At 67.8% G+C, this 13,568-nt stretch carries 11 protein-coding genes; 10 read left to right on the forward strand and 1 reads right to left on the reverse strand.

The features are described from left to right. Window positions 1-25: 25 nt before the first annotated feature. From WIX41_RS12880 to WIX41_RS12925, 10 genes are all read left to right on the forward strand, one after another. Window positions 26-307: a YkgJ family cysteine cluster protein gene (locus WIX41_RS12880; protein ID WP_339448133.1), complete on the forward strand. Its 282-nt coding sequence runs from the start codon at window positions 26-28 to the stop codon at window positions 305-307. A gap of 98 nt (window positions 308-405) precedes the next feature. Further along, a complete protein-coding gene (locus tag WIX41_RS12885; RefSeq protein ID WP_409187389.1) occupies window positions 406-1,437 on the forward strand; it encodes an AAA family ATPase in 1,032 nt (343 codons plus the stop codon). A 7-nt stretch (window positions 1,438-1,444) separates the two neighbouring features. Next, window positions 1,445-2,371 carry a DUF58 domain-containing protein gene (locus tag WIX41_RS12890; protein ID WP_339448135.1) on the forward strand — a complete coding sequence of 309 codons (927 nt, stop codon included), beginning with the start codon at window positions 1,445-1,447 and terminating at the stop codon, window positions 2,369-2,371. After that, complete coding sequence (locus tag WIX41_RS12895) at window positions 2,368-2,829, forward strand: DUF4381 domain-containing protein (RefSeq protein WP_339448137.1); 462 nt, start codon at window positions 2,368-2,370, stop codon at window positions 2,827-2,829. The genes WIX41_RS12890 and WIX41_RS12895 overlap by 4 nt, the downstream gene beginning before the upstream one ends. Beyond that, the gene (locus WIX41_RS12900) at window positions 2,826-3,833 is read left to right on the forward strand and encodes a vWA domain-containing protein (protein ID WP_339448139.1); all 1,008 of its coding nucleotides are present in this window, start codon (window positions 2,826-2,828) and stop codon (window positions 3,831-3,833) included. Before WIX41_RS12895 ends, WIX41_RS12900 begins: the two co-directional genes overlap by 4 nt. Continuing rightward, on the forward strand, window positions 3,830-5,554 hold the full coding sequence (locus WIX41_RS12905; protein ID WP_339448141.1) for a VWA domain-containing protein: 1,725 nt from the start codon (window positions 3,830-3,832) through the stop codon (window positions 5,552-5,554). The genes WIX41_RS12900 and WIX41_RS12905 overlap by 4 nt, the downstream gene beginning before the upstream one ends. After that, window positions 5,551-7,221: a BatD family protein gene (locus WIX41_RS12910; RefSeq protein WP_339448142.1), complete on the forward strand. Its 1,671-nt coding sequence runs from the start codon at window positions 5,551-5,553 to the stop codon at window positions 7,219-7,221. Before WIX41_RS12905 ends, WIX41_RS12910 begins: the two co-directional genes overlap by 4 nt. Window positions 7,222-7,254: 33 nt before the next feature. Then, on the forward strand, window positions 7,255-8,580 hold the full coding sequence (locus tag WIX41_RS12915) for a dicarboxylate/amino acid:cation symporter (protein ID WP_339448143.1): 1,326 nt from the start codon (window positions 7,255-7,257) through the stop codon (window positions 8,578-8,580). Between the two features lie 152 nt (window positions 8,581-8,732). Next, window positions 8,733-10,742 (forward strand): transketolase, encoded by a 2,010-nt coding sequence (tkt, locus tag WIX41_RS12920; protein WP_339448144.1) that lies wholly within the window; start codon window positions 8,733-8,735, stop codon window positions 10,740-10,742. Between the two features lie 556 nt (window positions 10,743-11,298). Beyond that, window positions 11,299-11,715, forward strand: a complete 417-nt coding sequence (locus WIX41_RS12925; RefSeq protein WP_339448146.1) for a hypothetical protein — start codon at window positions 11,299-11,301, stop codon at window positions 11,713-11,715. Here WIX41_RS12925 and WIX41_RS12930 read toward each other — a convergent pair. Further along, the gene (locus WIX41_RS12930; RefSeq protein WP_339448148.1) at window positions 11,712-13,247 is read right to left on the reverse strand and encodes an MASE1 domain-containing protein; all 1,536 of its coding nucleotides are present in this window, start codon (window positions 13,245-13,247) and stop codon (window positions 11,712-11,714) included. The genes WIX41_RS12925 and WIX41_RS12930 overlap by 4 nt on opposite strands. Window positions 13,248-13,568 lie beyond the last annotated feature (321 nt).

A 13,568-nucleotide genomic window follows, 5' to 3' on the forward strand; every position in this document is an offset into this window, starting at 1 on the left:
GGGGCTACGCGCTATGCTGGCCCGCATGTCAGCCCCCCATTGCTCCCGTTGTACCGCGCAATGTTGCCGGTTGACCGTGGTCCTGGATGCGACCGAGTGCATCCCGCCGCAGCTGACCACCCGGATTGCCGGAGGACTGCGGGTAATGGCCAAGGACGCGGACGGCTGGTGCGCGGCACTGGACCGGGCCAGCATGAACTGCGGCATCTACGACGAACGGCCGCAGGTCTGTCGACGTTTCAGGATGGCCGGTCCTTACTGCCGCGCCATCTTCGCTGGCGCCGCCGATGACCCTCCCGGCCGGTAACCGTTGTCGCGTTCAGGCAATCTTGATCCCTTTGCGTGGCCAGCCCTGCCATCATGTGTGCGGAACCTTACGCCTGTTGCGTGGGTCAGACGGACGCCATGAACCTGCCACCCCCCATGCCCGCAATCGACCCCACGCCCCTCATCACCGCCCCGGAACACGACCGCCTGCATGCCGGTTTCCTTGCACTGCGCGATTCGCTGTCGGCTGAAATCGTCGGCCAGGACGCCCTGGTCGAGCGCCTGCTGACGGCCTTGCTGGCCGATGGCCACCTGTTGGTGGAGGGCGCGCCCGGTCTGGCCAAGACCACCGCCATCCGGGCTCTGGCCGCCCGGCTCGAAGCCGATTTCTCGCGGGTGCAGTTCACCCCGGACCTGCTTCCGGCCGACCTGACCGGCACCGAGATCTGGCGCCCGCAGGAAGGTCGCTTCGAGTTCGTGCCCGGCCCGATCTTCCATCCCATCCTGCTCGCCGATGAGATCAACCGAGCCCCGGCCAAGGTGCAGTCGGCGCTGCTGGAGGCCATGGGCGAACGCCAGGTCACCGTGGGCCGGCATACCTATGCGCTGCCATCGCTGTTCCTGGTGATGGCCACCCAGAACCCGATCGAGCAGGAGGGTACCTTCCCGTTGCCCGAAGCGCAGCTGGACCGGTTCCTGATGCACGTGCGGATCGGCTATCCCGATTCCAACGCCGAAGCCGAGATCCTGCGCCTGGCCCGCGAGCGCGCCCGCGATGCGCTGGGCACGCCCCCGGGCGCACCGGCGCGCATGCCGCTGGAGGACGTATTCGCTGCCCGTCGCGCGGTGCTGTCGCTGCATATGGCCCCGGCCCTGGAGCGCTATCTCATTGAACTGGTGCTGGCCACCCGCGACGCGGGCCGCTACGACCCGGCGCTGGCACGGCGCATCGCCTGGGGCGCCAGCCCGCGCGGCTCGATCGCGCTGGAGCGCTGTGCACGTGCGCGCGCCTGGCTGGCTGGCCGCGACTTCGTGACCCCCGAAGACGTCCGCAGCGTGGCCCCGGACGTGCTGCGCCACCGTGTGCTGCCCAGCTATGAAGCTACCGCCGAAGGCTGGGATGGCGAGCGGCTGGTGGCCGAACTGCTGGCCCGCGTGCCGGTGCCTTGAGACCGGCATGACCGCTTCGGACGACACGGTTGCCACCGCGCTGGCGGGCAACGGCGTGCAGCCGACCCTGGCCGAACTGGTCGCATTGCGCCGCAGCGCGCACCGGCTGGCACCGGCGCGGCGTGGCCGCCTGGCCCATGCCGGCCAGGCGCCATCGCCGATGCGCGGGCGCGGCATGGAATACGCCGAATCGCGCGAGTACGTGGCCGGCGATGATGCGCGGCACATCGACTGGCGCGTGACCGCACGCACCGGGCGCGCGCATACCAAACTGTTCCAGGCCGAGCGCGAGCGCCTGACCCTGCTGGTCGCCGATACCGACCCGGTGCTGTACTTCGGCACCCGGGTGCGTTTCAAATCGGTGCAGGCTGCGCGGGTCGGTGCCGTGGCCGCGTGGCTGGCACAGCGCCAGGGCGACCGCCTGTCCGCGCTGCGTGGCAGCCGCCTTGAAGCGCCGGTCCCGCCTGCCGGCGGCACCCGCGGCGTGCTGCGCGTGCTGGATGCGCTGACCCGCTGGTACGCCGCGCCACCGCCAGACGATGCGGGCCTGGACCACGCGCTGCAGCAGGCCGCGCGCGTGCTGCGTCCCGGTGCGCGCGTGGTGGTGCTGGCCGACCCCGCACGCGCCGCCGCGATCGACGTTCCGCGCTGGACCGCCCTGGCCATGCACCACGAAGTACAGCTGATGCTGCTGGCCGATCCCCTGGAGCTTGCGCCGCCCGATGGCATCCTGCCGTTCTTCCCGCAGGGCCAACAGGTCGTGCTGGACCTGCACGACAGCGCGGTGCGCGAGCATTGGCGCGCACGCTTCGTGGAGCCGCTGGAAGCCCTGCAGCGCAGCCTCGGTGCGCGCCGGATCCAGGTGCACGTGGTCAGCACCGATGATGCCAGCGATTGCTGGCTCGGGCCGCTGCCATCGGCGGTTGTGGCATGAGCGCGGCCGCCTCGCTGCCACTGCGTGACGTGCATCTGCCTGCCGTTCCGTCCTGGTGGCCGCTGCCGCCTGGCGGGTGGCTGGTGCTGGCCGCCTTGGCGCTGGCCGCGCTGCTGGCATGGGCGTGGCGCGCGCATCGTCGGCGCCAGCAACGCCGATGGTTGCAGCTGTTCGACAGCGCCGTCGACGCGGCCGATACCAGCAGCGCCCAGGTCGCCGCGATGGCCGAACTGCTGCGCCGCGCCGCGCGCGGTCACTCACCCGGCGCGGAACTGCTGCAGGGCCAGGCCTGGCTTGAATTCCTGGATGCACCCGGCAGCCGGGCCTTCTCCGACGGTGAGGGCCGGCTGTTGCTGGATGGCGGCTACCGCCGCACGCTCGATGCCGCCGCTGTCCAGCGCGTGCGCGCCCTTGCGCGCGGCCGCTTCCTCGACCTGATCAGCGGGCGCGCGCGATGATGGCGCAGACCCTGTCTTCCGTGCTGCCGTGGTTGGACCTGTTGGCCTGGCCGTGGGCGCTGCTGGCGTTGCCGCTGCCGTGGCTGATGCGCTGGTGGCCGCGTCGCAACGCACCGTCACCTGCGCTGCGCGTGCCCTATGCCGCCGGCGCGCTGGCCGCGCTCGGCCAGGCCGGTGGCGGAGGCCCGTGGCGGGTTGGACGCCTGTTGCTGTGGCTGGCCTGGGCCAGCCTGTGCGTGGCGCTGGCCCGGCCGCAGCAGCTGGGCGAACCGGTCAGCCCGCCACAGCAGGGGCGTCAGATGATGCTGGCCGTGGACGTCTCCGGCAGCATGAGCGAACCGGACATGATGCTGGGCAACCAGGTCGTGGAACGCCTTTCCGCCGCCAAGGCGGTGCTGGCCGATTTTCTTGATCGACGCGCGGGCGACCGGGTGGGGCTGCTGATCTTCGGCGAACGTGCCTACACCCTGACCCCGATCACCGCCGATCTGGCCACCGTGCGCAACCAGCTCGCCGACAGCGAAGTGGGCCTGGCCGGGCGCGATACCGCGATCGGCGATGCCATCGCGCTGGCGGTCAAGCGCCTGCGTGAACAGCCCGAGGGCCAGCGCGTACTGATCCTGCTCACCGATGGCGTGAGCAATGCCGGCGTGTTGCAGCCACTGCGTGCGGCCGAACTGGCCAAAGCAGAGGGCGTACGGGTGTATCCCGTGGCGTTCGGTGGCGACGGTGGCATGAGCCTGTTCGGCGTGCAGATCGCCGCAGGCGACGATCCGGTGGACGAGGCGACGCTGCGTCGCATTGCCGAACTCACCGGCGGCCGCGCCTTCCGCGCGCGCAATACCGACGAACTGGCCGGCATCTACGCCGAGCTTGACCGCCTGGAGCCGATCACCGCTGAAGGCGCCGCGGTGCGCCCGTACATCGAACGCTATGCCTGGCCCTTGGCCCTGGCCATGCTGCTGGGCGGGCTGGCCTGGCTGTTGCCGAGGCGTTGGGCATGAACGCCCTGATGACCCACGTGCACCTTGCGCGCCCGGAGATTCTCTGGGCGCTGGCCGCGCTGCCGCTGATAGCGCTGCTCTGGTCCTGGCGCCGCCACCGCAGCAGCGTGTGGCGGCAGAACGTGGATGCGCACCTGTTGCCGCACCTGCTGGTGGCCGGCGGGCGCCGCGCCTGGGGTGGCCTGGCGGTGCTGCTGGTCGGTTGGACGCTCGCGGTGCTGGCCCTGGCCGGGCCCGGCTGGCGCCAGCTTCCCCAGCCCTTGTGGGAATCGCCTGCGCCGCTGGTGGTGGCGTTGGACCTGTCCTCGCGCATCACCGCCACCGACCTGCCGCCATCGCGCCTGCTGCAGGCGCGCGCCAAGCTGGCCACGCTGCTGCGCGAGCGCAGCGGAGGCGAAGTGGCGCTGCTGGCCTACGCCGACGATGCCTTCACCGTTGCACCGCTGACCGACGACACGGCCAACGTGGCCCTGTACCTGGATGCGCTCGCACCGGATGTGATGCCACGCGATGGCCAACGCGCCGACCGCGCCATCGAAGCGGCGGTGCTGTTGCTGCAGCAGTCCGGCGCCAAGGGCGGCGACATCCTGCTGTTGACCGACCGCGCCGACGGCGCGGCGCGCGCTGCGGCCGCCGCCGCAAAGGCGCAGAACATCCACGTCTCCGTGCTCGGGCTGGGCACGCCCGCGGGCGCGGCCTTCCGCAGCAGCGATGGCCAGATCGCCCGCGCGCAATTGGAACCGGACATCCTGCGCGCCGTGGCCGATGCCGGCGGCGGGCGCTATGCGCCGATGGCCGACAACGATGGCGACCTGCAGTCGCTGGGGGTATTGAAGCCCCGCACCGGTGCAGGCGAACGCGAAAGCCCGCAGGGGCAGGGCCTGGCCTGGCGCGATGAAGGGTTCTGGCTGCTGCCGCCGCTGATGCTGCTGTCGCTGTGGGCCTTCCGCCGTCGCGGCGTGGCGGCCGTGGCCCTGTTGTGCGTGATGCTGCCGATGGCGCTGCCGGCGCCCGTGCACGCCGCCGAACGCTCCTGGTGGCAGCGCGACGACCAGCGCGACCAACAGCGCGTGGCCGAAGGGGTCGATGCTTATCGACGCGGCGATTTCCAGGCGGCGCAGCAGCAGTTCGAAGGCGTGAACGGCGCCGAGGCCCGCTACAACCTGGGCAACGCGCTGGCCCGGCAGGGGCAGTACGACGCGGCCATTGCCGCCTACGACCAGGCGCTCAAACTGCGCCCGGGCATGCCGGATGCCGTGGCCAACCGCGCTGCCGTGGATGCCGCACGCAAGCGCAAGCCGCCACCGGGTGCCGGGCAACAGCAGCAACAGCAGCAACAGCAGCAGAACCAGCAACAGCAACAGCAGCAGTCGCAGCAGCAACAACAGAAGCAGGATCCCACCACGCAGGGCGAACAGGGTCAGCCGAAGCCGGGGCAGGGCACGCCACCGCAGGATCCCGACGCCGGCAAGCCGGACCCCGCCGAACAGGCGCGTGCCGATGCAGCCCAGCGCGAGCGCATGCGCCAGGCGCTGGAGAAGCAGCAGGTCGAGGCCGGGAAAACGCCAGCGCAGCGCCGCGAGTCGTCCGAGACCCCGCAGCAGCGCGAGCAGCGGCAGGCGGTCGAAGCGTGGATGCGGCGGGTGCCCGATGAACCGGGCAACCTGCTGCGCAAGAAATTCCAACTGGAAAACGAACGCAGGAAACGGGAAGGACAATGAGCGCAGCAACCTCCACGCGACGTTGGTGGCGTGCCTGCGCCTGGCTGCTGCTCGGCGCGAGCAGTCTGGCCCATGCGCAGCCCCGCGCCTGGCTGGACCGTGATGCGATCAGCGACACCGACACGGTCACGCTCAACATCGAGACCGATGCCGGCGCGCCGGATTACGCGCCGCTGCAGGCCGACTTCGAACTCAGTGGCCAGACCAGCAGCCGCCAGGTGCAGTGGAGCCAGGGCGCCATGCAATCGCGCTCGCTGTACGGCGTGGCACTCAGCCCGCGGCGCAGTGGCGTGCTGACCATTCCTGCCTTGCAGGTGGGCGCGGCGCGGACCGCGCCGCTGCGCCTGACGGTGGCGGCCAGCGCATCCGCGCCTGGCAATGCCACCGCGTTCGTCGAAATGGAGGTCGATGACCCCAATCCATACGTACAGCAGAGCGTAGGCGTGGTGGTGCGGCTGTACTACGCCTCGCAGTTGCTGTCCGGCGAGCTGGGCGTGGATGCGCCGGAAGGCGCGTCGATGCAGCGCGTCGGCGAAGACCGCAGCCTGGTCCGTGAAATCAACGGGCGTCGTTACAACCTGGTCGAGCGCCGCTACCTGCTGATTCCCGAACGCAGCGGCCCCTTGGTGCTGCGCGGCGCGCGCTTCAACGGCCGCAGCGCCGGCGGCTTCTTCGACGACCTGTTCGGCGGCGATGGCCGGCTTCGCGCCAACGCGCCTGATCGCACCCTGCAGGTGCGCGCGCAGCCCGACGCCGCACCACTGCCGTGGCTGCCGCTGCACGACCTGCGCCTGCGCTATACCGCCGCGCCCACGCAGGGCCGCGCAGGCGAGGCGGTCACGGTTGTGGTGGAGGCCGTTGCCGACGGCGCCACCCGCGCGCAGTTCCCCGAACTGCCACCGCTGGATGTCGGCCCGGGCGCGCAGGTGTTCGCCGAGCCGCCGCAGTACGACGAAACCTTCAACGGCAGCACCCCGCGGCTGACCCTCACCCGCCGCTATTCGGTGGTGCCGCGCCAGCCCGGCACGCTGGTCATTCCCGGGCCGCGCATGGCGTGGTGGGACGTGCGCGGCAGCCAGGCGCGCACCGCCACGCTGCCGGACCTGAGCGTGGCCGTGGCGGCCGGTGCCCCGGCCACGGCACCTGCTCCGACCGCGCTGGATACCACCTCTGCCTTGCCCGGCGCCGCGCCAACGCCGTCCGACGCGGTGATGGTGGCCGCAGCGGATCGCCGGCCCTGGGGTTGGATCGCGGCGGCGGTCGGCTTCGCCGTGCTGTGGCTGCTGACCCTGGTCTGGGCATGGCGCCGCCGCGGCACCGGCGACAGGGGCAGCTCCCGCGCCGTCAGCGCGGCCCCGGCTGCGGGACATACCCCGTCGCGCGCCGCGCTGCGCCGCGCGCTGGACCACGAAGGGCTGGATGAGATCGTCGCGCTGCTGGGCGCGATGGGCGGCGTGCATGGGCTGGATGCGGTGCTGGCGCGGCTGGCCGACGCCGACCAGCGCCAGGCCCTGCGCGACCTGCAGGCCGCACGCTGGAGCCGCGATGGTGGCGACGCGGCCCAGGCGCGACAAGCACTGCGCCGCGCCTTCCATGACCGACCGCACTGGCAACCGTCGCCGGCGGCGGAAAATACTGACCTGCCGCCCCTCTACCCGCCGGGCTAAACTCTTTCTCTATATTTCAAGGAACGCCGCTCCATGACTGAGGCCGCAACCACCCGGCAGAAGCTGCCATTGCATTGGAAAATGGGCATTGGCTTCGGGCTTGGCCTGCTGCTGGGGCTGATCGTGCACGCCGTCGGGCCGGGCATTCCCTGGTTGCCCGATGCTGCCCGCGCGGTGATGACCTACCTGACCACGCCGCTGTCGGGCCTGTTCCTCAACCTGATCTTCATGCTGATCGTGCCGCTGATCTTCTCGGCGCTGGTGATGGGCGTGTCGGAGATGGGCGACATCCGCTCGCTGGGCCGGATCGGCTGGAAGACCCTGGCCTACACCGTGCTGCTGTCGGGCATCGCGGTCGGCCTGGGCCTGGTGCTGGTCAATGTGCTCAAGCCGGGCGTGGGCGTGGACCCGGCCATGGCCCAGCAGCTGCTGCATGAAAACGTCGAGCGCAGCCGCGAGATCGTGGCCAACATTGGCGAGCAGCCCAAGGGCATGGACATGCTGCTGTCGATCGTGCCCAGCAACGTGCTGGCTGCCGCATCCAGCAACGGCGCGATCCTGTCGCTGATGTTCTTCGCGCTGATGTTCGGCATCGGCATGGTGTTGTCCCCGGACGAGAAGACCGCGCCGCTGCGCAAGGTCGTCGAGGGCGTGTTCGAAGTCTCGATGACCCTGATCAACCTGGTCATCCGCCTGGCGCCGTACGCCGTTGCCTGCTTCATGTTCAACCTGGCCGCGATCTTCGGCTTCGACCTGCTGATCCGCCTGGGCGCCTACGTGGGCGTAGTGGTGCTGGCGCTGGCCCTGCATATGGTGGTGACCTACGGCGCGGCAGTGTGGCTGTCGGGCCGATCGCCGCTGGCGTTCTTCCGCGATACCCAGGAAGCCACGGTGATGGCCTTTTCCACCGCCTCCAGCAACGCCACCCTGCCGACCGCGCTGCGCGTGGCCGACCAGATGGGCCTGCCGCAGAAGGTCTCGCGCTTCGTGCTGACCGTGGGCGCCACCGCCAACCAGAACGGTACCGCGCTGTTCGAAGGCGTGACGGTGATCTTCCTGGCCCAGTTCTTCGGCGTGGACCTGAGCATCACCCAGCAGCTGATGGTGATGGTGGTCTGCATCCTGGGCGGCATCGGCACCGCCGGCGTGCCGTCCGGCTCGCTGCCCGTGGTGGCGATGATCTGCGCCATGGTCGGCGTGGACCCGATGGGCATCGGCCTGATCCTGGGCGTGAACCACTTCCTGGACATGTGCCGCACCGCGCTCAACGTCACCGGCGACCTGGCCCTGACCACCCTGGTGGCCAAGGGCGAGACCGACGAAAGCCCGGTCCCGGGCCCGGTCGTACCCCGCAGCTGACGGAGTCCATCGCTCCTGACCTCAAACGCCCCGCCCAGCGGGGCGTTTTCGTTGGTGTACCGGAGCCGTCTTCACACGCCTGACCCGGTCGGTGGACTATGGGACAATAGGCCACCGCAGCCCCGCGGCAGCCATTCGACCCCGACAGAACCATGACGCAGCCCACCCGCCGCCAGTTGGCCAATGCCATCCGCTTCCTTGCCGCTGATGCGGTCGAAACCGCCAAGTCCGGGCATCCCGGCATGCCGATGGGCATGGCAGATATCGCCGAAGTCCTCTGGAACGACTATCTCCGTCACAACCCGAACAACCCGAAGTGGTTCAACCGCGACCGTTTCGTACTGTCCAATGGCCACGGCTCGATGCTGCAGTACGCGCTGCTGCACCTGAGCGGCTATGACCTGCCGATCGAGCAGCTCAAGCAGTTCCGCCAGCTGGGCAGCAAGACCGCCGGCCACCCGGAACACCACGAAACCCCCGGCGTGGAAACCACCACCGGTCCGCTCGGCCAGGGCCTGGCCAACGCGGTCGGCTTCGCGCTGGCGGAAAAGCTGCTGGCCCAGCGCTACAACCGCCCCGAGCACGAAATCGTCGACCACCGCACCTGGGTGTTCCTGGGCGATGGCTGCCTGATGGAAGGCGTATCCCACGAAGCGGCCTCGCTGGCCGGCACCTGGGGCCTGGGCAAGCTGGTCTGCTTCTGGGATGACAACCACATCTCCATCGACGGCAACACCGCAGGCTGGTTCACCGACAACACCCCCGAGCGTTTCCAAGCCTATGGCTGGAACGTGGTGCGCGGCGTCGATGGCCACGACCCGGACAGCATCAAGGCCGCCATCGACAGCGCATTGGCGCAGTCCGACAAGCCGACCCTGATCTGCTGCCGCACCACGATTGGTTTTGGCTCGCCGGGCAAGGCCGGCAAGGAATCCAGCCACGGCGCCCCGCTGGGCAAGGATGAGCTGGAAGCCACCCGCAAGCAGCTGGGCTGGAATTACGGTCCGTTCGAGATTCCGGAAGAGATCTACGCCGGCTGGCGTGCTGGCGGTACCGGCACCCTGCGCCAGGCCGAATGGGAACAGCAGTTCGACAAGTACGCCGCGCAGTTCCCGGCCGAAGCCGAAGAACTGACCCGCCGTTCGCACGGCGAACTGCCGGCCGACTTCGTCGCCAAGGCCGATGCGTACATCGCCCAGGTCCAGGCCGAAGGCCAGACCATCGCCTCGCGCAAGGCTTCGCAGCTGGCCATCGAAGCCTTTGCGCCGCTGCTGCCGGAGCTGGTGGGTGGTTCGGCCGATCTGGCGCATTCGAACCTGACGCTGTGGAAGGCCAGCAAGTCGGTTGCCACCGATGATCCGAACGCCAACTACGTGTACTACGGCGTGCGCGAGTTCGGCATGACCGCCATTGCCAATGGCCTGGCCCTGCATGGCGGGTTCATTCCCTTCGATGCGACCTTCCTGGTGTTCAGCGATTACGCCCGCAACGGCGTGCGCATGAGCGCGCTGATCCCGGCCCACGCCATCCACGTGTACACCCACGATTCGATCGGCCTGGGCGAAGACGGCCCGACCCACCAGCCGGTGGAGCACCTGGCGTCGCTGCGTTACATCCCGAACAACGATGTGTGGCGCCCGTGCGATGCGGTCGAGTCGGCGGTCAGCTGGAAGGCCGCGATCACCCGCCAGGATGGCCCCAGCTGCCTGGTCTTCAGCCGCCAGAACCTGCCGCACCAGCCGCGCAGCACCGACCAGGTGGCGCAGATCGCCCGTGGCGGTTACGTGTTGGCCGACGCCGAAGGCGGCGTGCCGGACGTGATCCTGATCGGTACCGGTTCGGAAGTGGGCCTGGCCGTAGCCGCCAAGGCCGAACTGGATGCTGCCGGGATCAAGACCCGCGTGGTCTCGATGCCGTCCACCGACGTGTTCGAGCGCCAGGACGCGGCCTACCGTGAATCGGTGCTGCCCAACGCAGTACGCAACCGCGTGGCGGTGGAAGCCGGTGTCACCGGTTTCTGGCGCCAGTACGTAGGCCTGGACGGCGCGGTGATCGGCATCGACACCTTCGGCGCCTCGGCCCCGGCCGATGCGCTGTACAAGCACTTCGGCATCACTGCCGATGCTGTGGTGGCAGCGGCCAAGGCACAGCTGGCCAACTAACCGCCAGCAGGTGAAGTAACGCAAACGGCGCTTTCCGCAAGGAAAGCGCCGTTTCTGTTTTTGGATGGCAATGGCAAGCGATCTGTAGAGCGGGGCTCTGCCCCGTTGCTGTCGGATCGTGGCGAACAGCCTGCGGCGGAGGCGCGTCCCTGGCTGGGCCGCCGGGTGCGGGTTTGCGGGACACGCTGCAAGTACATCCATGTAAGCTCGTTCGCGCCATCCATGGCGCTCTACGGTCCCGCAAACCCGCACCCGACGACCCTCGACAGTGGATAGGTGGCCATCGGAAAAGCGGCAGCGCCGGCCGTTGGCCGGCCCTCACCGTGCCAGGTTCCGAAACCAGGCTGTCAGCGCCGTACGTTTGAGTCTCCGCGCTTGATGAGGCTGCCGGGCGCGCTGTCGCAATCGAGTCTGATGTCGCACCCCATTGGCAATTTGGAACGCTGTCTCAGACATCATTCAGAGCTTTCACGATCACGCGTGGCTAGCATCGTCCGAATCATTGGGTGAACCTGCGTGGGAGAATGCTGTGCGAAAATCATACGTTCGGGACGCCGTGTCCCTGCTTCTGCTGACTGGGGCACCGACGATCGCGCTGGCATGCTGTCCAGGAGGCGGAAACGGTAAGGAGTTGGCAAAGCGCGGCTTGGGTGAAACCAAGCCGATGGCAGACAATCTGAGTAATGATTCGAGCTGGCAGGTATACGGATTCGAGCGCGACGGAATCGCGTACTACCAGGTCAACGATCTGGCAGGGCGGGTGCAATTGATCATTGGCAAGGCGGACGATTACTTCTGGGCGCTGCCTGCGGGCGATAACGCGCGGCGAGTTTCATTGCCGCATGATCGTGTGGCGGCACCCGCTGAGGCAGCAGGCAAGGTCGTGTACCGCCATCCCGAATTCATCCTGGTTTTACTAGGTGGCGGTGCAGATGCGGTCTGGGCAGTCGAAGTGCCCCGTCCGGCCGGTTAGAGCGGCGGCGCTTCGGCGAGGAACAGGCGGATTCGGTTGCGGCGGCACTGAACGGTGCCGCCATAAGGCAGCGCTCTTCCGCGAAGGCGCTCAATGGCCAGGCGTACCGTGGTCTCTGACAGCCGATGCGCTGGATCCAGCACCGTCACGACGATCAGGATGCCTTGCATCTGCTGGAGCCGGCCACAACGAGCGCGGATCTGGATCTGCCCGGCTTCGTGGTTCAACAACAGCGATACCGCCTCTGTCAGCCCGCGATAGGCAGCCAGTTGCAATCCCAGGCTCAGGCAGCAGGGATCGCCATTCAAGTGCGGCTGCGCCATCCTCTCGGTATGTTCCCAAGTATCACCTACCCCGCCCAGCTGCAGCGCAAGATACAGTCCCACATGTTCCAGCGAGGTGGGGTACACCATGCTGGTCTGCTCGCGAAACTTGCGCGAATGAACCACGGAAACGTGCAATAGACCAGAGGCGACCTGCTTATGCCCCTGCTCCTCCAGCCACGCGGCTGTTGTACTCAGCGAGGCGTCAAACCCATCCCCGATGCTCCTCAGGGTCAGTGCGCGTTCGCGAAGGTCCATCTCGCCTGCGAGCTGAACATTCCTGGCGTACTCGTTTGCTTCGCGGCCGTGCAGGTCACGCGCCACGAACTGATGGTAGTAGTGCGTGATCTGTGAACCCAGCGCGAGAAGTGCGGTTCCGGCCACTGCCATGATCTGCTGGGTCCGGAAGGTCTCAGCGTCGAATGATTCCGGCAATCCGGTGACAGGCGTGGTGAAATGAATAATAAGGTTCAGCACGGGCACGCCTATGGCTGCACCCCGCCAGCCATGGATACACGTCAGTGCGATAACTGGCGCGGCCATCAGCAGGTGCAGGCTGGTTTTGGTTGAGGGCGATGTTGCAGGAAGGTTCGCAGCAGCTACACCAAGAAGCACCAGCAGGGAAAGGGCGGCTATCGTCGTCGGATGTCGCCATGCCTCCCAGCTAGGCGCTGAGTATCGTTGCACCCACAGTAATGCAACTGGTGCGATGCTCAGGATGGCGACATAGTGGCCTAGTATGTAAAGGCCCGCAGTCGAATGAATATCTGAGGTAGGAGGGGTCGGCCAAAGCAGGTGCATCAGCCATACATTCGTCATACCGGTAACTGCCGAGGCCAATGCCGCTACAGAGAGTATCCATGTCGTGGTGCTAGCCTTCATCGCCTGCCTGTGAAAATGCACCAACAGCGCGACGGCGGGAATCTGATAGCAGGAAGACAGGATCACCCACTGCAAACCGTGCTGTTCGATCAATGGCAGACGCAGCTGTGCAAAGTACGCGTATTCCCCCAGAACCAGATACGGCCACAATCTTGGCGGAAAGACCAGTAGCGCTGCCACGCGGATGCCGGCGGGCAGGTAGAGCTGGTCCAGCGATATCTTGCGCGCCGCCCAGCAGGCAACCGCGTACAGCAGCGCAAGCAGCAGCCCGTCGATACGAATGCAAAACTGAAACCCAAGTGCATTCCTCCATCCCCTCACCAGCATGGCTGTCCTCCTCATCGGCGTTGTCGCATTCGAGCGATGTGCAGCAATCTGCGAGGTCGCGAAGGTATCGGCCGATTCAGGAGGATGCAATTGCCGTGGGAAACTTTCAGAATTGGCCGAAAATGTCGCGCGAAGTGCAGGATTTGATGCCTATCACATCACGCGTCGAATGCATGGCCGATCCGCACCATTGAATGGCGTAGTCGGCTCGAAACTGGCGCCGGAAGGCGATGGGGAGCAACGCCTGCAAACGGAGTGCCGAACCGGAGCGGAGTCTGGACACGGCACCCAACTGTCGCTGTCAGCTCGTTGACAGAGCGA

This window comes from Stenotrophomonas sp. AB1(2024) (genome assembly GCF_037482345.1).
Lineage (GTDB): Bacteria > Pseudomonadota > Gammaproteobacteria > Xanthomonadales > Xanthomonadaceae > Stenotrophomonas.

Coding starts and splice junctions, on each gene's coding strand:
- WIX41_RS12880 (WP_339448133.1), top strand. CDS start 26: ATGTCAGCCCCCCATTGCTCCCGTTGTACCGCGCAATGTTGCCGGTTG.
- WIX41_RS12885 (WP_409187389.1), top strand. CDS start 406: ATGAACCTGCCACCCCCCATGCCCGCAATCGACCCCACGCCCCTCATC.
- WIX41_RS12890 (WP_339448135.1), top strand. CDS start 1,445: ATGACCGCTTCGGACGACACGGTTGCCACCGCGCTGGCGGGCAACGGC.
- WIX41_RS12895 (WP_339448137.1), top strand. CDS start 2,368: ATGAGCGCGGCCGCCTCGCTGCCACTGCGTGACGTGCATCTGCCTGCC.
- WIX41_RS12900 (WP_339448139.1), top strand. CDS start 2,826: ATGATGGCGCAGACCCTGTCTTCCGTGCTGCCGTGGTTGGACCTGTTG.
- WIX41_RS12905 (WP_339448141.1), top strand. CDS start 3,830: ATGAACGCCCTGATGACCCACGTGCACCTTGCGCGCCCGGAGATTCTC.
- WIX41_RS12910 (WP_339448142.1), top strand. CDS start 5,551: ATGAGCGCAGCAACCTCCACGCGACGTTGGTGGCGTGCCTGCGCCTGG.
- WIX41_RS12915 (WP_339448143.1), top strand. CDS start 7,255: ATGACTGAGGCCGCAACCACCCGGCAGAAGCTGCCATTGCATTGGAAA.
- tkt (WP_339448144.1), top strand. CDS start 8,733: ATGACGCAGCCCACCCGCCGCCAGTTGGCCAATGCCATCCGCTTCCTT.
- WIX41_RS12930 (WP_339448148.1), bottom strand. CDS start 13,247: ATGCTGGTGAGGGGATGGAGGAATGCACTTGGGTTTCAGTTTTGCATT.